Origin of the sequence: Pseudomonas sp. A214, assembly GCF_900156295.1 — a bacterium.
Lineage (GTDB): Bacteria > Pseudomonadota > Gammaproteobacteria > Pseudomonadales > Pseudomonadaceae > Aquipseudomonas > Aquipseudomonas rhizophila.
On record NZ_LT707062.1, the window covers coordinates 5,207,730 to 5,226,649 of the forward strand.

Sequence of the window (18,920 nt, forward strand, 5' to 3'; positions counted from 1 at the left end):
CGGAAGGGCCTTGTGCAGCCGTTGATTTCCCTGGGTTTTCCTCGCGTATGCGGCCATTCGTCAGGCGGACAACGGCCCTCCAGGCCGTTTCGGCCAGCCGTTTTTAAGTTATACAGTCCAAAGGGTTGCTATTTAAAACAGTGGCTTATGGCAATAATGACGGCATAAACCGCCCCTTATTCCAGCGCCCGGCGTGATAATTGAGGGAGTATATTTGCCAAGCAATTGTCAAGTATTTCCTGTACGATGCCTGGCCCAATTAATTATTTACAGGTTAATGGCCGTCATGCGCGTAAAAGCATCCAACAGCAAAGCAAAGCCCGCTCCAGCCGTGGAAACCAGCGAGTCTATCAACGACCAGATCGCTGCATTCCTCAAGTCCGGCGGTGAAATCCAGCAAATTGCCAAGGGCGTCAGCGGCCAGACATTCGGCCCGTCCAAGCAGATCAGCCTGGGCAAAAAGTAACCCGCGCGTCACCTGGTCCCAAAGCGCTTTGAGCTTCGAAGCGCTTGGACTGGAACCTCCCCGCTTACCCTCATCCTGCAAAAATCGACGAACGGCCCTCGCTGCCGAGCATTCGCCGGTATGCTTGCACCTCTCTAGCTCAAGTGTTTCAGCTTGATGACCGATCCTGCTCCTCGCTATCCATGGAGTGAAGCATGCGCATTCCCATTGTCTCCCTGACGCTCAGCCTGCTGGCGTGCCCCTTCGCCCATGGGCAGGTGTTTCAGCGCGAGCTCGGCGACTTCGACCTCAAACTCGGCACCACGCCCAGCCGCAGCATGGCCCAGGGCCTGGTCACGCCGTCGAGCACCGGCTCGTTTCATGGCGGCCTGGACCTGAGCCACGACAGCGGCTGGTACGTGGGCCAGTGGTCGCCCAGCGTTGGCCTGAGCCCATCGAGCAATCTTGAAGTCGATTCCTACATGGGCTTCAAACAGCCCTTCGACCAGACCCTGGGTTACGAAATCGGCCTGATCCACTACAGCTACCCCACCCTCGACACGCTCGACAGCCAGGAATTCTTTGGCGGCCTGACCGTGCTGGGCAGCCGGTTCGGCGCGGCCTTCAGCAACGACCCGGATAAACAGAACAGCACCTTGTTTGCCGACCTGGGCGGCAACGTGCCGTTTGGCATTGGTGTCAGCGCCAAATACACCACCCACCAGTACAACTCACCCGTGTCGGTGGAGGACGGTTATGTAGGCAGTTTCAGTGACTGGTCGTTGAAAATTTCCCGCCCCTGGAGAGGCATCGACCTGGACCTGATCTACAGCGACTCCAGCCTGAGCGGCAGCCGTTGCTCGGCGTACTCCGGCCACAACAGCGAATGCGACGGCCTGCTGACCCTCAAGATGGCCCACCCTTTTTACTAAGCGTTACTTATTCGATCGGCTGAACTGCCGCGCACCTGCCATGCTCAAACAAGACAATTACGGCTTCGCAACCCATGCCTTCGCAAGGACTCGCTCATGTCGCGCTGGTTCACCCGCATCGCCCTGCTCATGGCCCTGCTGCTCACCGTCACCGCCTGCAGCCGCGTGGGCCTGGCCTACCGCAACCTCGACCTGATCATCCCCTGGACGCTCAACGACTATCTGGACATCAATGGCGAGCAAAAGGACTGGTTCAACGACCGTCTCAATGAACACTTGAACTGGCATTGCACCACACAACTGCCCGGCTACCTTGACTGGCTGGACCGCTTGAAGAACATGGTGCAAACCAACCAGGTCACCGACCAGGCCCTGCAACAGCGTACCCGGGAAGCCAAGGCCGCCATCGCCGAAACCGCCCGGGAAATCACCCCGTCTGCCATCGAGTTATTACAGGGATTGAACGACGATCAGGTCGCGGACATGGACGCCGCGTTCGTCAAAGACCAACGCAAACGCCAGCAGCAATACCTCAAGCCGACGTTGCAGCAGCAAATCCAGGAGCGCAGCGAACGCATGGAGAAACGCCTGAACGACTGGCTCGGCCCGCTCAGCGAAACCCAGCGCCAACGCGTGCAGGCCTGGTCCCGCGCCTTGGGCGATCAAAACCAGCAATGGATCGCCAACCGCGCGCACTGGCAAAACCAGTTCAGCGAAGCTGTGGCGCAACGCCACAGCCCCGATTTCCCCAAGCGCATCGAGCAACTGCTGGTCGACCGCGAAAGCCTCTGGACCCCCGCCTACCGCCAGGCCTTCGACAAAACCGAAGCCCAGGCCCGCAGCCTGCTGGTGGACGTGATGGCCGACAGCACCCCGACGCAACGCGAACACTTGCTGAGGAAGATCGACCGGGTGAAAAAGGATTTCAGTGATTTGAAGTGCCTGAAGGCAGCACGCTCATAACACCACTGAGATGCATGTGGGAGATCGAATGTGGGAGCGAGCTTGCTCGCGATAGCGGCAGAACAGGCAACAGACCTGTTGATGTCAGACCGCTATCGCGAGCAAGCTCGCTCCCACAGGGCTCAGTGCAGGCCTGTCAGGCAATCTGCGCCTTCGAAGCCACCTCATCAAAAGTAAACTCATCCAGCGCATCTTCCTGCTCATCCAGCACCTGGCGCGGATGATCATTGCCCGGAATGCTGCTGTCGATCAGGCTCAACAACCGCGAGCCACGGGGCGTCAGCACAAAGTTCTCGCCGTTACCGCCCTCTTCCTCCGGCCGAGGCTCGATATAGTTACGCTCCAACAGCAGCTTTTCGTACTCCCCGGCGACCGCTTTCAGATGATCGAGGTTCTCGATCGGCTCGCCTGCGGCTGCCTTCTCTGCCGCGTACTGCTCCGCATAAGGCCGAGGGGTAAAGCTGTGGCCGGCGCCGTTTTGCACTTCGTGCAACAACCGTTCGATCAAGTCCCAGTTATAAGTCGTCATCCTGGTCCATCCTCCAAAGAGTGAGATGCCTACTTAAAGTGTGACCCAGGCGCTGCGCTGCCGTTCAGCCGGGCTTACCGGTGGGCTATTGCCCAAGCCGACCAACGGCCTGTCGAATTCACACTGGGCCAAACGACCACTGACAGAAGTGCCGAATCAGCGGCTCTGCCACGCAGGAGAATTCACCATGAACGTAGAAAATCATGCCGTCGTCTCGCGGGAAGAATGGCTCGCCGCCCGTCGCCAGCACCTGATCCACGAAAAAGCCTTCACCCGCGAACGCGACAAACTCAGCGCAGAACGCCGCGCCCTGCCCTGGGTAAAAATCGACAAACCCTACCGCTTCCAGGGCCCCAACGGCGAACTGAGCCTGGCCGACCTGTTCGGCGGCCGCAGCCAACTGATCATCTACCACTTCATGTTCGGCCCCGGCTGGACAGAAGGCTGTGATGGCTGCTCATTCCTGTCCGACCACATCGACGGCGCCAACCAACACCTGGCCCACCACGACGTCGCCGTGGTCGCGGTGTCCCGCGCGCCGTTCGCCGAGTTCCAGCCGTTCAAACGTCGCATGGGCTGGGCCTTCGACTGGGTCTCGTCAGAAGGCTGCGACTTCAACTACGACTTCGGCGTCAGCTTCAAACCCGAAGACACCGCCGCCGGAAAAGCCACCTACAACTACGAAAAAACCGACACCACCGAAGGCGAACTCCCCGGCCTAAGCGTCTTCTATCGCAACAAAGCCGGCGACATCTTCCACACCTACTCCACCTACGCCCGCGGCCTCGACATCCTGGTCGGCACCTACAACTACCTGGATCTCACGCCCAAGGGCCGCAACGAAGACGAAATCATGGACTGGGTGCGGCATCACGATAAATACGAAGAGGCCAAGCCTCATAGCTGCTGCCATGGCTGATACGCCAACCCGCGCAAGTCGAGCGCGCTCCCCGTGGCGAGGGAGCTTGCTCCCGCTCGACTGCGCAGCAGTTGCCTGCTTGGCCTCAGCCAAAGCCGACAACTGCCAGGCCAAAGGTCCTACATGAAGCTCGGAAAGCGGTGTCTTGTGGCTCAAGAGTGGATCGCTCTATAGTCCTTCGTCACCCAAAAAAGCGACCGGGTTTGGCGACCCGACCTACAGAGAGACTCAATCAACTTTCGAGGCTCTGACTATGACCAGATACATGTCCATCACCGGAATTGACTGCACCCCGGCCACCCTGCTCATCGACACCGACGCCCCGCTCGATGTCCTCTTCGAAACCGCCGACTACCGCATCCGCACCGTGACCCAACTGCTGGAAAATATCGCGTTCCGTTCGGATATCAGCTCCGATACGCTGGTGCTTTCGGACTTTTGCAAGATGCTGACGATAGCGTTGCGTGATGGGTGTGATGTGATGGACGTGATTGGGAGGCGGTTGCGGGCGCAGGCTGCTGAATAACGAAAACGGGCGACCTTTGGGTCGCCCATTTCATGCTCGAATAAGGGAGATACACTTTGCATACTTTTCACAAACAATAAGAGAAAAACGGTGACAGACCACGTTTCTACATCATAGAAAACGTGGTCTGTCCCCGTTCGTCATCAGCGGTTGCCAGAACATAACGTTGGCCAACAGGAACGCCAGGCCGCGCTTGGGCATGCCCCAGAAATGCTCGCGGGTTTGCAAGGCAGCAGAAGGCTGGCGGGCCAGAAAGGCGTGTTGGCGGTCGTCCATGATCGGGTCTCGTTGCAGCAGGAATTAGAGGAATACATCCACGCGGAAGTAGATCGGCGCTTCGCGCTCGGTCAGGGCATCCGGGCGTTCCAGGGAATGGGCGAAGGTGACGCTGGCGCTCAGGTGCTGGCCGCGGGCGAACAACTCCAGCGAATTGCTCGACATGCGCCCGTGCTGGTCGTCGTTGTAGCGGCCGCCACGAATCACGCCTTGGTCGTAACCGAGGCTGGTGCCGTATTCAGCGAACACCGGGCGCAACCACTCCAGCGTCACCGGGCGGCTCCAGCGCAGGTCGTTGCGCCAATAACCACCGCTGTCGCCGGACAGCGACTGGTCCTTGTAGCCACGAATCGACGATTGTCCGCCCAGGCTCATGCGCTGGGGGCTGAACAGCACGTCCTCGCTGCGCTGGCCGGTCATCAGGCTGCTGAAACTGAACGATTCGCCCCACAACTTGAACGGTTGCAGGTAACTGACGGTGGCGGTGTATTTGCGATAACGGGCGTCGGCCTGGCCGGGACCCGGATCGTGATCGCCCTGGGCATCGAAAGCGCCGATGCCTTGCTGCACACCCAGGTCCAGGTTGACGAAAGCACTGCCGACCCGTCGGCCATGGTTGATGCCAAACTGCCCTTCACTCAGGCGATTGCTGCTGACGTCCAGTTTGCTGTCTTCAATGAAGTTATTGGTGCGCAGGTAGGCCAGGCCGGTGTTGAGAGACGTCTTGCTCAGGGCGTCGCGGTGAATCACCCGTTCGACTCGCAACTGATGGTTCTGGCTGTCGCCGGTCTGCTTGAAGTTGAAACCGTTGGCCGGGATCTGCGAGCGGTACTCGCTCCGACTGTAGGTGTAACTGACGTTCCACCAGCCAAAAGGCAAGTTGTAATAGAGCATGGCGTTGTTGGAGGTGTGTTGGTGGTCGGTCATCGCATCGTGACCACCGCGCAACATCAACTGATCGGCCAAGCCCAGCGGGCTGTCCCACTCAAAACTGGTGCCCCACTGCTGCTCGCCGGTGCTGCGCTGGCCGTCGTTGCTACGCGACAGCCCGGCACGCCAGGGCTTTTGTACTTCGTTGGTGACGCGCACTTCACTGCCACCGACGTTCTGGCCGGGGGTCAGCTCCATCTTCGCCTGATTCGATGGCAGGCGATTGAGCTGATCGACCATCTGCTCGATCTCTCGCAGGTTGACCAACTCGCCGGTCTTGCCAGGAAAGGCCATCGCCAATTCACGGTCCGAGAGCTTGCTGTTCTCGGCGCCCTTCAAGCCTTCTAGCCGCCCTTCGACCACCAGCACGCTTAAATGCCCGCCGGACAAATCCTGCTGCGGTAAATAGGCCCGGCTGGTGACCAGGCCTTTTTCGATGTAGCGATCGGTGATGACTTTGAGCAGTTCATTGAGCTGCGTCACGCCCAGGCATTGGCCGATGTAAGGTTTGAGCAACGCTTCCCGCTCACTGGCCGACAGACTGTCGGCGCCCTTTAGTTCGATGGTCTTGATGGGGAAACATCGGGCATCGGCAGGCGCTGTTGGCTGGGCCGGTTTCTCCGCCTTGCCGGGTAAGTCCTTGAGTTCTTCCAGACGTTGACGCTGCTCTTCGAGCAAGCGGTTCTGACGCTCGCGGATAAGGTCGGTTTCGCCGGGGGTGGGGGCAGCGTGAGCAAGGGGAAGCGGAGAAAGGCACAGCAAAGCTACGCACAACCTCGCCCAAAGTAAGGGGGAGGACATGTTAGATCCCTCTAGCAAAAACGATATCAAAATAGTGGCGCGATACTAATTAGCCATCATTTTGACGTCAACTATTTGTTTGAGTCCGCGGGACTATTACCGAAACCATCCATCTGAAATAAGACGCCTCCCCCACGGAAGTACGAAAGGTCCGATGCGGAACCGGAAACTGCCTGCGAGAGGGACAGAAACAATCGCGGGCGTGCCTCGCAACATCCAGCCAATGAACTTTCCACCCTCGCGTGGCCTCAACCCCTTATCAGCCCAACAAGGAATACGAGGCCCCTGCCATGAAAACCCTCCTCAAACTCACCCTCGCCGCCACCCTCACCTGCGCCCTGCCTGCCTGGGCCACTTGCACGCCCGAGCAAGCCACCGCCAAGCGTGAACAATTGGCCAAGGAAGTGACCAGGCTCACCGAACAGAACCCGGAGAAGGCTAAGGAAATGAATAAGGAACTGCAGGCCATGGACCTGGAGACCGCCAGCAAAGATGTGCCGGACAAGTGCCAGTTGATTGATGAGCGTCTTCAAGAGCTCAAGAATGCTGAGAAGAAAGCGGGGTGACGCCCGGAGCGGATACAGCTTGCTTTTGTGGCGAGGTAGCTTGCTCCCGCTGGGTGCGAAGCGCCCCCTGAAATCGAAGCGTCAACTCGTTAGATGATTGTAAATTCCACTTTGTTGGGGCTGCTGCGCAGCCCAGCGGGAGCAAGCTCCCTCGCCACGGGTTTTGCGTCAGATTCAGTTATCCATAAAAAACCGGACTCAAGGTCCGGTTCTTTTTATCAAGCGCTGACGCAGCTTCACTCAGCCGCTGGCGCCTCCGGCTTGCGGCGCTTGAGTGGGGCCATGCCGTCCTTGCTGACCAGCGACAAAGCGTCGGTCTTCGGACGGTTGGCGATCTTGCGCTTGGTCGGGGCCTTGGCGCCGGTTTTCTTCTTGTCGCCCTTGGCGTCGACCTTTTTCTTCTTCACGCCAACGGCCTTGCCCGAGGCCTTGACCTTTTTCGGTCCGCCGTAGGTGCCTTTGACTTCCTTGATGGTGCGGCGCTCGAAGCTCTGCTTGAGGTAGCGCTCGACGCTCGACATCAGGTTCCAGTCGCCATGGCAGATCAGCGAAATCGCCAGGCCATCGTTGCCGGCGCGTCCGGTACGACCGATACGGTGCACGTATTCGTCGCCGCTGCGGGGCATGTCGAAGTTGATGACCATGTCCAGGCCTTCCACGTCCAGGCCGCGGGCGGCGACGTCGGTGGCGACGAGGATTTTCACGCCGCCCTGCTTGAGGCGGTCGATGGCCAGCTTGCGGTCTTTCTGGTCTTTCTCGCCGTGCAGCACGAACGCCTTGTATTCCTGGGCCACCAGGCGACCGTAGATGCGGTCGGCCATGGCGCGGGTGTTAGTGAACACGATGGCTTTTTCGTAGGTTTCGTTGGCCAGCAGCCAGTTCACGATCTGTTCTTTGTGCTGGTTGTGGTCAGCGGTGATGATCTGCTGACGGGTCGTGGAGTTCAGCTGGCTGACCGCGTTGAGCTGCAAGTGCTCAGGGTTGTTCAGCACCTTGGCGATCATTTCCCGCAGGCCCGAACCGCCGGTGGTGGCGGAGAACAGCATGGTCTGCTGGCGGTTGGTGCATTCGTCCACCAGGCGCTGCACGTCTTCGGCAAAACCCATGTCGAGCATGCGGTCGGCTTCGTCCAGCACCAGCACTTCGACTTCCTTGAGGTCGAGGTTGCCGGCGTTCAGTTGCTCGATCATCCGCCCTGGCGTGCCGATCAGGATGTCCGGTACTTTGCGCAACATGGCGGCCTGGACCTTGAAGTCTTCGCCACCGGTGATCAGGCCAGACTTGATGAAGGTGAACTGCGAGAAGCGTTCCACTTCCTTGAGCGTTTGCTGGGCCAGTTCACGGGTCGGCAGCAGGATCAGGGTCTTGATGCTGACACGAACCTTGGCCGGGCCGATCAGGCGGTTGAGGATCGGCAACACGAACGCCGCGGTCTTGCCGCTGCCGGTCTGCGCCGTCACCCGCAGATCACGCCCCTGGAGCGCGAGCGGAATAGCCGCTGCCTGCACCGGCGTTGGCTCGACAAATTTAAGCTCGGCCACGGCTTTGAGCAGGCGTTCGTGCAGGGCGAATTGGGAAAACACGGGTGCTACCTCGAAGAAATGCAAAAAAACAGCTGCATAGGGTAACGGTTTCGAGCGCGAAGGCCGAGTTTCTTTATACGAACGGCGCTAATCAGTGGCTTTTTTGTGAGCCGACTCGTCATCAAGGGTCACTTAACCTGGCTTAAATGCTCTAATCGCACCGTCGCGTCTTTATAGAAGAACCGTTTCGTCCATGGACATCAAACAGCTCTGGGTCAACATTCAAGACCTTTGGGGTGCTCTCGATAAGCATCCCCTCCTGCATTCCAGCCTTGCACTGATACTGCTGCTGGTGATTGCCCTGGTGCTGGGGCGCGTGGCGCGTTACCTGATCCTGCACGGTGCCAAGTTGCTGGGTCGCCAGCCGGCCCTGCACTGGGTCAACGACCTGCGCCAGAACAAGGTTTTCCATCGCCTGGCGCAGATGACGCCCTCGCTGGTCATCCAGTTCGGCCTGCACCTGGTGCCGGAACTGAGCAAGACCAGCATGATTTTCCTGGGCAATGTTGCCCTGGCTTTCACCATCCTGTTCATGGTGCTGGCCATCAGCGCCCTGCTCAGCGCCCTTCTGGATGTCTACGCCCGCACCGAACACGCCCGCACCCGCTCGATCAAAGGCTACGTGCAACTGACCAAGATGGTGCTGTATGTGTTTGGCGCGATCATCATTGTTGCCACCCTGATCGACCGCTCGCCGCTATTGCTATTGTCGGGTTTGGGGGCCATGTCGGCGGTGATTCTGTTGGTCTACAAGGACACCTTGCTGTCGTTCGTCGCCAGCGTGCAGTTGACCAGCAACGACATGCTGCGGGTCGGTGACTGGATCGAGATGCCTCAGGTGGGGGCCGACGGTGATGTGGTGGACATCACGCTGCACACGGTCAAGGTGCAGAACTTCGACAAGACCATCGTCTCGATCCCCACCTGGCGCCTGATGTCCGAGTCGTTCAAGAACTGGCGCGGCATGCAGCAATCCGGCGGGCGGCGGATCAAGCGCAGCCTGTTCATCGACGCCGGCGGCGTGCGTTTTTTGCAGGACGAGGAAGAACAGCGCCTGACCCAGGTTCATCTGCTGACCGATTACATCAGCCGCAAACAGGCCGAACTCAAGGCCTGGAACGAAGCCCAGGGCAACGTCGCGGCGATGTCGGCCAACCGCCGGCGCATGACCAACCTGGGCACCTTCCGCGCCTACGCCTTGGCGTATCTGAAAAGCCACCCGGACATCCAGCCAAACATGACCTGCATGGTCCGCCAGATGCAGACCACGGCCCAGGGCATCCCGCTGGAAATCTACTGCTTCACCCGCACCACTGCGTGGGCCGACTATGAGCGTATCCAGGGGGATATTTTCGATTACCTGCTGGCGGTAATGCCGGAGTTCGGGTTGAACCTGTATCAACAGCCCAGTGGCATGGATCTGCGTTCGGGGCTGTTGCCGGCGGCATTGGGGGCCAGTCCTCTGCCGGAGCCGCAGAAGCAGGTGGTTTGACCTTCAAGTCGCAGAGATCCCCGGTGGGAGCGAGCCTGCTCGCGAAAGCGCAGTGTCAGACAACAGATACAGCGACTGATACGACGCCTTCGCGAGCAGGCTCGCTCCCACAGGGGTTCAGTGTGCAGGCAGCGGCTGGCGTACCCCCAACCGACTGATCCACACCGCCGCTAATATCACCGACCCGCCCAGCAGCAACCGCCCCAGTTCCTCGTGCTGGTTCCAGATCAGCAGGTTCACCAGCAGCCCCACCGGCACATGCAAGTTGTTCATCACCGCCAGTGTGCCGCCGTTGACCATGCACGCGCCTTTGTTCCACCAGTAAAGCCCCAAAGCGGTGGAGACCAGGCCGAGGAATATCAGTACGCCCCATTGCAGCGGTGCTTCTGGCCAGAAATCCGCCTTGCCGAACATCAGGAAGGCCGGCAACGCCACCGCCAGTGCGCCGAGGTAGAAGTAGCCGAAACGCCGGTAGTGCGGCAGGTCGCTGGGATGGCGAGCGACGAGATGTTTGTACAGCACCTGCCCGGCCGCATAGGTGAAGTTGGCCAGTTGCAGCAGCAAAAAGCCCATGAAGAAATCCGGGTTGATCCGGTCGTAACGAATCACCGCCGCGCCAGCCACCGCCACCAGCGCCGCGATCAAGGCCCAGGGATTGAAGCGACGATTGAGCGCGTCTTCGATCAGGGTCACGTGCAGCGGCGTCAGGATGGTGAAAAGCAGGACCTCAGGCACCGTCAGCACACGAAAGCTCAAGTACAGGCACACGTAGGTCACGCCGAACTGCAAGGCGCCGATCAACAGCATGCCGCGCATGAACGACGGTTCCACCTGACGCCAGCGGGTCAGCGGAATGAACACCAGCCCCGCCAGCACAACCCGCACCAGCACCGCGAAGTAACTGTCGACATGCCCGGCCAGGTATTCGCCAATCAGACTGAAGGAAAACGCCTGAATCAGCGTGACAAAAAGTAGATAGCCCATACGCCCCTCGTTTCGGATGGCGGCGAAGATAGCGGTTTTTGCCGGTTGTCGCTAACCGCAGTAGCCAACCCAGGCACTGAACCCTGTGGGAGCGAGCCTGCTCGCGATGGCGGAGTGTCAGGTGATTTCTCTTACACAGTCACACTGCAATCGCGAGCAGGCTCGCTCCCACAGGGTTGTGTGGCTGGCCTGGAATTGCAGGCAAAAAAAAGCCCGATCTCGCTAAAGCGTTCAATCGGGCGACTGCACTCAGGAGCAACAAGTGCCAAGGGAGGTTCGATGCGCAAAACAGCTTGAAGGGAGCGCCAGGCCACTAGACCACCTGGCGATTACCTGAGGATTAACGGATCAGGCGACCTGGGACAGCTTGGCGTTGGCCTGATTCAAGCCCTTCTCCTGGAAATCACCGCCCAGGTTCATGCCCTCGGCATGGATGAAGGTCACGTCGTGGATGCCGATGAAGGCCATGACCTGACGCAGGTAGGGTTCCTGATGGTCGGAGCTGGCGCCAGCATGAATGCCGCCGCGAGCGGTCAGGACGAAGGCACGTTTGCCGGTCAGCAGGCCCTGGGGACCGGTGGGGGTGTACTTGAAGGTCACACCGGCACGCAGTACGTGGTCCAGCCAGGCTTTCAAGGTACTCGGGATGGCGAAGTTGTACATCGGCGCGGCCATCACCAGCACGTCAGCGGCCAGCAACTCATCGGTCAACTGGTTGGAGCGTTCCAGGGAAGCGTTTTCGATGTCGTTGCGCTGCTCGACGGGCTTCATCCAGCCCCCCAGCAGATTGGCGTCCAGGTGCGGTACCGGATGGATGGCCAGGTCACGAACACTGATTTCATCGGCCGGGTGCGCAGCTTTCCATTGGTTGATGAAGGTCTGGGTCAGTTGACGGGAAACCGAGTCTTGCTGGCGGGCACTGCTTTCGATGATCAGAACGCGGGACATGGGATGTAGCCTCCATCGGAGAATGTTGTCAGTCGATGGAGTGAAGCTTAAACATGGTTACATCGATCAAAAAGCGCAAATAATTGCTGCAAAACATCGATAAATTCGTTTATAAGCGGAGCAAGGATTGGCTCGCTCCTGTGTCACCGACTTATTTCGGCTGGCAGGTCAGTGTGATGCGCAGCTTGATGATGTTGCGGTTGAACTTGGCGGTGGCGTTCTTGAACTTGCCGGCGGCGACTTCGATCTTGCGGGTACGTGGTGCTTCAGGGCCGTTGCGAAACACCACAGTGCAGGCCGCGTCGGTGCCGCCGTAGTTGTTGACCTGAATGGAGCCAATGTCGGCGTCGGTGTCATAGGCGGTGTAGTCGATGCTCAGGCCGTTGAGGTGTTTTTCCACATCGATCGGGTACGCGAACGCAGTCAGCGGCAACAGGGCCAGCACCACACAACAGATTTTTTTCATTAGGCAGTCTCCACCAAGGGACCGCCAGCTTAGGACAAGAGGAGCTCAATATGAAAGCGCCCCGCGTGACCCTGGATCAATGGCGAACCTTGCAAGCGGTGGTCGACCACGGCGGCTTCGCCCAGGCCGCCGAGGTGCTGCACCGCTCCCAGTCGTCGGTGAGTTACACCGTGGCCCGCATGCAGGACCAGCTCGGCGTGCCGTTGCTGCGTATCGATGGGCGCAAGGCCGTGTTGACCGAAGCCGGCGGCGTATTGCTGCGTCGTTCCCGTCAATTGGTGAAACAGGCCAGCCAACTGGAAGACTTGGCCCATCACATGGAGCAAGGCTGGGAAGCGGAAGTGCGGCTGGTGGTCGATGCCGCCTATCCCAACGCCCGCCTCGTACGTGCCTTGACCGCGTTCATGCCGCAAAGCCGTGGCTGTCGCGTGCGCCTGCGCGAAGAAGTGCTATCGGGTGTCGAGGAAGTGCTGCTCGAAGGCGTGGCGGACCTAGCCATCAGCGGCTTCAGCATTCCCGGTTACCTGGGCGCCGAACTGAGCGATGTTGAATTCGTCGCGGTGGCCCATCCCGAACACGCCCTGCATCGCCTCAACCGCGAACTGAACTTCCAAGACCTGGAAAGCCAATTGCAGGTGGTGATTCGCGACTCCGGTCGCCAGCAACCCCGCGACGTCGGGTGGCTGGGGGCCGAGCAACGCTGGACCGTCGGCAGCCTGGCCACCGCCGCGACGTTCGTCGGCAGCGGCCTGGGCTTCGCCTGGCTGCCACGGCACATGATCGAGCGGGAACTCAAGGAGGGCTTGCTCAAGCGTCTACCCTTGGAACAAGGCGGCAGCCGTAACTCCACCTTCTATCTTTTTTCCAACAAGGAAAAACCCTTGGGCCCGGCCACGCAAATCCTCATCGAACTGCTGCGCACCTTCGACACCGCGCCGCTGGATGCGCCGTTCGCCGCCCCTGAACAAGCCTGACAAGGATTTTGCCAATGGCCTATTTCGCCCACGAAGATTGCAACTTGCACTACGAGGAATATGGCCACGGCGCGCCCTTGATTCTGGTCCACGGGCTGGGCTCGAGCACCCGCGACTGGGAAAAACAGATCCCGGTATTGTCCGCCCACTACCGTTTGATCGTAGTGGACGTGCGCGGCCATGGACGCTCCGACAAACCTCGCGGGCCTTACAGCATCGAAGGTTTCAGCGCCGACCTGATCGCCCTGTTCGAACACCTGGACCTAGGCCCGGTGCATCTGGTGGGCTGGTCCATGGGCGGCATGATTTGTTTTCAACTGGCCGTGGATGAGCCAGGGCGGGTCAAGAGCCTGTGCATCGTCAACAGCGCGCCGCAAGTCAAAGTCCGCACGCCTGATGACTGCTGGCAATGGTTCAAGCGCTGGAGCCTGATGCGCCTTCTGAGCCTTGAAACCATTGGCAAGGCCTTGGGCGCCAAGTTGTTCCCCAAACCGCAACAGACCGAGTTACGCCTGGAAATGGCCCGGCGCTGGGCAAAAAACGACAAACGTGCTTATCTCGCCAGCTTCGATGCCATTGTGGGTTGGGGGGTTCAGGAACGACTGTCGCAGGTGGCCTGTCCAACCCTCGTCATTTGCGCCGACCACGACTACACCCCCGTGGCCTTGAAAGAGGCCTATGTGAAACTGCTGCCCGATGCCCGGCTGGTGGTCATTGCCGACTCACGGCACGCGACCCCGCTGGATCAACCCGAGCGCTTCAACCAAACCCTGCTCGAATTTTTGACCGCAATCGACTCAACTACTCAGGATCACTGAACCCATGCTGAAAAAAATCGCCCTCGCCGCCGGCTCCGTCCTGTTTGCCGCCAACCTGATGGCCGCGCAGCCGACCAAGGCGCCCCACGTATTGCTGGACACCACCAACGGTCAGATCGAAATCGAGCTGGATCCGGTCAAGGCGCCGATCAGTACCAAGAACTTCCTTGAGTACGTGGACAGCGGCTTCTACAACAACACGATTTTCCACCGCGTGATCCCGGGCTTCATGGCCCAGGGCGGCGGTTTCACCCAACAGATGCAACAGAAAGACACCAAGGCACCGATCAAGAACGAAGCCAGCAATGGCCTGCATAACGTTCGTGGCACCTTGTCGATGGCGCGTACTTCCAACCCGAACTCGGCCACCAGCCAGTTCTTCATCAACGTGGCCGACAATGCGTTCCTCGACCCGGGCCGTGACGCCGGTTACGCGGTGTTCGCCAAAGTGGTCAAGGGCATGGACGTGGTGGACATCATCGTCAACTCCCAGACCACCACCAAACAAGGCATGCAAAACGTGCCGATCGATCCTGTGATCATCAAGTCGGCCAAGCGCATCGACTAAACAGCACAGGGCAAGCCTGAGCGGCGGCGGCGATCCCGCGCCGCTCACAGGAAAAAAGGAGAGCCCGGCCCGGGCTATGTACCCATGGTTTATCGCCGTTTCGAAACACTGATCGACATTTTCCGCGACGCCCCTACCTCGGCACCACCGAACCGCGTCCTGCCCTTCTACACCTATTATCTGAAACAAGTCTGGCCCAGCTTCGCCGTGCTGCTGGTGGTGGGCCTGATCGGCGCACTGATCGAGGTGGCGCTATTCAGCTACCTGAGCCGCATCATCGACCTGACCCAGGGCACGCCGAACGTGGACTTCTTCAAGCTCCACGGCCTGGAGCTGGCGTGGATGGCGGTGGTGGCGCTGGTTTTCCGGCCGATCTTCGTGGCCTTGCATGACCTGCTGGTGCACCAGACCTTGAGCCCCGGCATGACCAGCCTGATCCGCTGGCAAAACCATAGCTACGTGCTCAAGCAGAGCCTGAACTTTTTCCAGAACGACTTCGCCGGACGCATCGCCCAGCGCATCATGCAGACCGGCAACTCCTTGCGCGACTCAGCGGTGCAGGCCGTGGACGCGCTGTGGCACGTGCTGATCTACGCCATCAGCTCACTGGTGCTGTTTGCCGAAGCCGACTGGCGCCTGATGATCCCGCTGCTGATCTGGATCGCCGCCTACATCGGTGCACTCTGCTACTTCGTGCCGCGGGTCAAGGAGCGCTCCGTCGTATCGTCCGATGCCCGCTCCAAACTCATGGGCCGGATCGTCGACGGCTACACCAACATCACCACGCTGAAGCTGTTCGCCCACACCAACTTCGAACAGCAATACGCCCGCGAAGCCATCCAGGAGCAGACCGAGAAAGCCCAATTGGCCGGCCGCGTGGTCACCAGCATGGACGTGGTCATCACCAGCATGAACGGGCTGCTGATTGTCGGCACCACGGCGCTGGCCCTGTGGCTCTGGACCCAGTCGCTGATCAGCGTGGGCGCGATTGCCCTGGCGACCGGGTTGGTGATCCGTATCGTCAACATGTCCGGCTGGATCATGTGGGTGGTCAACGGCATCTTCGAAAACATCGGCATGGTCCAGGACGGTTTGCAGACCATCGCCCAGCCCGTCAGCGTTACCGACCGCGATCAGGCCAAGCCTTTGGCGGTGGCCCGTGGCGAAGTGCGCTTCGAGCATGTGGATTTCCACTATGGCAAGAAAAGCGGGGTGATCGGCGACTTGAACCTGGTGATCAAGCCGGGGGAAAAGATCGGCCTGATCGGCCCGTCCGGTGCGGGCAAATCCACGCTGGTCAACCTGCTGCTGCGTCTGTATGACGTGCAAGGCGGGCGCATTCTGATCGATGGGCAGGACATCGCAGAAGTGGGCCAGGAAAGCCTGCGCGAGCGCATCGGCATGATCACCCAGGACACGTCGCTGCTGCACCGTTCCATTCGCGACAACCTGCTCTACGGCAAACCCGACGCCACCGATGCGCAACTCTGGGCGGCGGTGCACAAGGCCCGCGCCGATGAGTTCATCCCACTGCTGTCGGACGCTGAAGGCCGCAGCGGTTTTGATGCCCATGTGGGTGAACGCGGAGTGAAGCTGTCCGGCGGCCAGCGTCAGCGTATTGCCATCGCACGGGTGCTGCTCAAGGATGCGCCGATCCTGATTATGGACGAAGCGACGTCAGCACTGGACTCGGAAGTCGAAGCGGCGATCCAGGAAAGCCTCGAGACCCTGATGCAAGGCAAGACCGTGATCGCCATCGCCCACCGCCTCTCCACCATCGCGCGAATGGACCGACTGGTGGTGCTGGAAAACGGCCGCATCGCCGAGACCGGCAGCCATGCCGAACTGCTGGCCCATGGCGGGTTGTATGCGCGGCTGTGGCAGCATCAGACGGGTGGGTTTGTGGGCATCGACTGAACCGGGTTGGCTTCTACAGACAGGAGGCGTGGGAGTCGTGTGGGAGCAAGGCTTGCCCGCGATGAAGATGACGCGGTCTCCCGGATGGCCCGAGGCGCCTGCCTCGCGAGCAAGCTTTGCTCCCACAGCCCAGCGCCCGAGCGCCATTCTGAAAAATTCTGTCCAGGATCCATTTAGCCCACACCGCAACCGCATACTCCCCACCGTCCAAGGCCGAAACCGCCACAGTCCATGACTCTGGCGGTTTTTTAATGCCGCTGGATTTGTCGCAACGTTCTGCTGTACTCAGCCCAGGTTCTGGAGATGAACCTGTCGTAACTCTGCTGGATGCATAACCGATTATCACGACTGTTCTATCAAGGATGCTTATGTCTTTACTCAAACGATCAACGACTGAGTTGTTGGGTACGTTCTGGCTGGTGTTGGGCGGCTGTGGCAGCGCTGTATTGGCCGCTTCCGGGATTGGCGTGCTGGGGGTTGCCCTGGCATTCGGCCTGACGGTGTTGACCATGGCGTTCGCCATCGGCCATATCTCAGGTTGCCACCTGAACCCGGCCGTGTCGGTGGGCTTGTACGTAGGCGGGCGGTTTCCGGCCAAGGAACTGCCTGCCTACATCATTGCCCAGCTCATTGGAGGGGTGCTCGCCGCCGCGTTGATCTACTTCATCGCCAGCGGCAAGGAAGGCTTCGACCTGGCCGCTTCCGGCCTGGCAGCGAACGGTTACGGCGAACATTCGCCCGGTCAGTACTCCATGGTGGCCGGCTTTGTGACTGAGCTGGTCATGACGGCAATGTTCATCCTGATCATCCTCGGCGCCACCGACAAACGTGCGCCAGCCGGCCTGGCACCGATTGCCATCGGCCTGGCCCTGACGCTCATTCACCTGATCTCGATCCCGGTCACCAACACCTCCGTCAACCCGGCCCGCAGTACCGGTCCGGCACTGATCGTCGGCGGCTGGGCCATCGAGCAATTGTGGCTGTTCTGGGTGGCACCGTTGCTCGGCGCCATCGTTGGCGGTGTTGCTTACCGCTGGCTGGGCAAGGAAAACAGCTGAGTCACGCCGGCGAAGATCAGCATTGCCGATAAGGCAGTGCGGTCTTCGCCTCTTCGGCATACGCCAACACGCCCTCCTGCTCCCGGACCAGAAAGTCTGCAACCGCCGCCTTCAGGCCAGGATGGCGCAAGTAGTGCCAGGAACGGGTGATCACCGGCTCGAAACCACGAATCAGTTTGTGCTCGCCCTGGGCACCGGCATCGAAACGCTGCAAGCCGTGGGCAATGGCGTAATCCATGCCCTGATAAAAACAGGTCTCGAAGTGCAAACGGTCGAATTCCGCCAGGCAACCCCAGTAACGCCCATAAAAACTGTCACCGCCCACCAGGCTGAACGCCATCGCCACCGGCCGTGAACCTTGCTTGGCCAACACCACGCGAATGGCCTCGGGCATGCGCTCGGCCAGCAGACTGAAAAACGTCCGGGTCAGGTACGGCGCTTGCCGACGCACCGCGTAAGTATTGGCGTAACAGGCGTAGACAAAATCCCACTGGGCCTGGTCCAGTTGATGACCTTCCAGCCATTGGAACTCGATGCCCTGCCCCGCCACTTGCTCACGTTCCTTGCGCATCTGCTTGCGTTTGCGGGAACTGAGCGCGTCGAGAAAATCCTGGAAGTCCCGATAACCGCGATTGCGCCAGTGGTACTGGCAACCAATCCGCTGCAGCCAGCCCTCCTGCCCGGCCAGCGCTGCGTCGGTAAAGGCATCGGTGAAGTTGATGTGGGCACTGGAGAGCGATTCGATTTCCAGATAACCCGGCAGGCTGGCAAGCAACTCCAACCCGTCTTCCCCACTCGCCGCCAGCAGCCGCGGGCCACTGACCGGGCTGAACGGCACCGCCGTCAACAGCTTGGGGTAATAGTCGATCCCGGCCCGGGCGCAGGCGTCGGCCCAGGCATGGTCGAACACGTACTCGCCGTAGGAATGCCACTTGCGATAACTGGGCAGAGCCGCCAGCACACGCCCGTCTTCAATATGCAGCAGATGCTCGGCCTGCCAGCCTGATTGCGGGCCCAGGCTGCCACTGTCTTGCAGGGCCGTGAGGAAAGCGTGGCGCAGGAAAGGTTGATTGACGGGCACCAGTGCGTCCCACTCTTGCGGCGCGATGGCGGACAGGCTGTCCAGAACGTGTAGCGGCATGCGGCTCCCCGATATCCAGAATGCGGATGGGGCGAGTATCGCCGATCCTGAGCGGACGGACGTAAAAAAAAACCCCGCCAGAGG

20 protein-coding genes are annotated in these 18,920 nt (G+C 60.0%); 12 read left to right on the forward strand and 8 right to left on the reverse strand.

Annotated elements, in window-relative coordinates:
- Positions 1-277: 277 nt before the first annotated feature.
- The 3 genes from BW979_RS23155 to BW979_RS23165 all read left to right on the forward strand — a co-directional run bounded on the left by BW979_RS23155 (position 278) and on the right by BW979_RS23165 (position 2,340).
- On the forward strand, positions 278-466 hold the full coding sequence (locus tag BW979_RS23155) for a hypothetical protein (RefSeq protein ID WP_018607615.1): 189 nt from the start codon (positions 278-280) through the stop codon (positions 464-466).
- A 194-nt stretch (positions 467-660) separates the two neighbouring features.
- Positions 661-1,377, forward strand: a complete 717-nt coding sequence (locus BW979_RS23160) for a TorF family putative porin (protein WP_076385900.1) — start codon at positions 661-663, stop codon at positions 1,375-1,377.
- 96 nt (positions 1,378-1,473) lie between these two features.
- On the forward strand, positions 1,474-2,340 hold the full coding sequence (locus BW979_RS23165; RefSeq protein ID WP_076385902.1) for a DUF6279 family lipoprotein: 867 nt from the start codon (positions 1,474-1,476) through the stop codon (positions 2,338-2,340).
- Between the two features lie 136 nt (positions 2,341-2,476).
- On the opposite strand, the gene BW979_RS23170 is transcribed toward BW979_RS23165, so the two are convergent.
- Positions 2,477-2,869: a transcriptional regulator gene (locus tag BW979_RS23170; RefSeq protein ID WP_076385904.1), complete on the reverse strand. Its 393-nt coding sequence runs from the start codon at positions 2,867-2,869 to the stop codon at positions 2,477-2,479.
- A gap of 187 nt (positions 2,870-3,056) precedes the next feature.
- On the opposite strand from BW979_RS23170, the gene BW979_RS23175 reads away from it, so the two are divergent.
- Both BW979_RS23175 and BW979_RS23180 read left to right on the forward strand, forming a co-directional pair.
- Positions 3,057-3,788, forward strand: a complete 732-nt coding sequence (locus BW979_RS23175) for a DUF899 domain-containing protein (protein WP_076385906.1) — start codon at positions 3,057-3,059, stop codon at positions 3,786-3,788.
- 253 nt (positions 3,789-4,041) lie between these two features.
- On the forward strand, positions 4,042-4,314 hold the full coding sequence (locus BW979_RS23180; RefSeq protein ID WP_076385908.1) for a hypothetical protein: 273 nt from the start codon (positions 4,042-4,044) through the stop codon (positions 4,312-4,314).
- 111 nt (positions 4,315-4,425) lie between these two features.
- Here BW979_RS23180 and BW979_RS27490 read toward each other — a convergent pair whose 3' ends face one another.
- Both BW979_RS27490 and BW979_RS23185 read right to left on the reverse strand, forming a co-directional pair.
- The gene (locus tag BW979_RS27490) at positions 4,426-4,590 is read right to left on the reverse strand and encodes a hypothetical protein (protein WP_155417175.1); all 165 of its coding nucleotides are present in this window, start codon (positions 4,588-4,590) and stop codon (positions 4,426-4,428) included.
- Between the two features lie 24 nt (positions 4,591-4,614).
- On the reverse strand, positions 4,615-6,321 hold the full coding sequence (locus BW979_RS23185; RefSeq protein WP_076385910.1) for a ShlB/FhaC/HecB family hemolysin secretion/activation protein: 1,707 nt from the start codon (positions 6,319-6,321) through the stop codon (positions 4,615-4,617).
- A gap of 290 nt (positions 6,322-6,611) precedes the next feature.
- Here BW979_RS23185 and BW979_RS23190 point away from each other — a divergent pair, with 290 nt between their 5' ends.
- Positions 6,612-6,887: a hypothetical protein gene (locus tag BW979_RS23190; protein ID WP_047227911.1), complete on the forward strand. Its 276-nt coding sequence runs from the start codon at positions 6,612-6,614 to the stop codon at positions 6,885-6,887.
- Positions 6,888-7,123: 236 nt separating this feature from the next.
- Here the strand turns inward: BW979_RS23190 and BW979_RS23195 are convergent, their stop codons facing one another.
- Positions 7,124-8,470 (reverse strand): DEAD/DEAH box helicase, encoded by a 1,347-nt coding sequence (locus BW979_RS23195; RefSeq protein ID WP_047227912.1) that lies wholly within the window; start codon positions 8,468-8,470, stop codon positions 7,124-7,126.
- Positions 8,471-8,663: 193 nt separating this feature from the next.
- On the opposite strand from BW979_RS23195, the gene BW979_RS23200 reads away from it, so the two are divergent.
- Positions 8,664-9,962, forward strand: coding sequence for a mechanosensitive ion channel family protein (locus tag BW979_RS23200; RefSeq protein WP_047227913.1), 1,299 nt, complete (start codon positions 8,664-8,666; stop codon positions 9,960-9,962).
- Positions 9,963-10,079: 117 nt separating this feature from the next.
- On the opposite strand, the gene BW979_RS23205 is transcribed toward BW979_RS23200, so the two are convergent.
- The 3 genes from BW979_RS23205 to BW979_RS23215 form a co-directional block, all read right to left on the reverse strand.
- Complete coding sequence (locus BW979_RS23205) at positions 10,080-10,946, reverse strand: carboxylate/amino acid/amine transporter (RefSeq protein ID WP_047227914.1); 867 nt, start codon at positions 10,944-10,946, stop codon at positions 10,080-10,082.
- A 348-nt stretch (positions 10,947-11,294) separates the two neighbouring features.
- Positions 11,295-11,894, reverse strand: coding sequence for an FMN-dependent NADH-azoreductase (locus tag BW979_RS23210; protein ID WP_047227915.1), 600 nt, complete (start codon positions 11,892-11,894; stop codon positions 11,295-11,297).
- 151 nt (positions 11,895-12,045) lie between these two features.
- Positions 12,046-12,360 carry a hypothetical protein gene (locus tag BW979_RS23215; protein ID WP_047227916.1) on the reverse strand — a complete coding sequence of 105 codons (315 nt, stop codon included), beginning with the start codon at positions 12,358-12,360 and terminating at the stop codon, positions 12,046-12,048.
- A 50-nt stretch (positions 12,361-12,410) separates the two neighbouring features.
- Here BW979_RS23215 and BW979_RS23220 point away from each other — a divergent pair, with 50 nt between their 5' ends.
- The 5 genes from BW979_RS23220 to aqpZ all read left to right on the forward strand — a co-directional run bounded on the left by BW979_RS23220 (position 12,411) and on the right by aqpZ (position 17,695).
- A complete protein-coding gene (locus tag BW979_RS23220) occupies positions 12,411-13,334 on the forward strand; it encodes a LysR family transcriptional regulator (RefSeq protein WP_076385912.1) in 924 nt (307 codons plus the stop codon).
- A gap of 14 nt (positions 13,335-13,348) precedes the next feature.
- A complete protein-coding gene (locus tag BW979_RS23225; RefSeq protein WP_047227918.1) occupies positions 13,349-14,152 on the forward strand; it encodes an alpha/beta fold hydrolase in 804 nt (267 codons plus the stop codon).
- A gap of 4 nt (positions 14,153-14,156) precedes the next feature.
- The gene (locus BW979_RS23230; protein WP_076385914.1) at positions 14,157-14,720 is read left to right on the forward strand and encodes a peptidylprolyl isomerase; all 564 of its coding nucleotides are present in this window, start codon (positions 14,157-14,159) and stop codon (positions 14,718-14,720) included.
- An 84-nt stretch (positions 14,721-14,804) separates the two neighbouring features.
- A complete protein-coding gene (locus tag BW979_RS23235) occupies positions 14,805-16,637 on the forward strand; it encodes an ABC transporter ATP-binding protein (protein WP_076385916.1) in 1,833 nt (610 codons plus the stop codon).
- 368 nt (positions 16,638-17,005) lie between these two features.
- The gene (gene aqpZ, locus BW979_RS23240; RefSeq protein WP_047227921.1) at positions 17,006-17,695 is read left to right on the forward strand and encodes an aquaporin Z; all 690 of its coding nucleotides are present in this window, start codon (positions 17,006-17,008) and stop codon (positions 17,693-17,695) included.
- A gap of 16 nt (positions 17,696-17,711) precedes the next feature.
- Here the strand turns inward: aqpZ and BW979_RS23245 are convergent, their stop codons facing one another.
- Positions 17,712-18,836 carry a GNAT family N-acetyltransferase gene (locus BW979_RS23245; protein WP_076385918.1) on the reverse strand — a complete coding sequence of 375 codons (1,125 nt, stop codon included), beginning with the start codon at positions 18,834-18,836 and terminating at the stop codon, positions 17,712-17,714.
- Positions 18,837-18,920 lie beyond the last annotated feature (84 nt).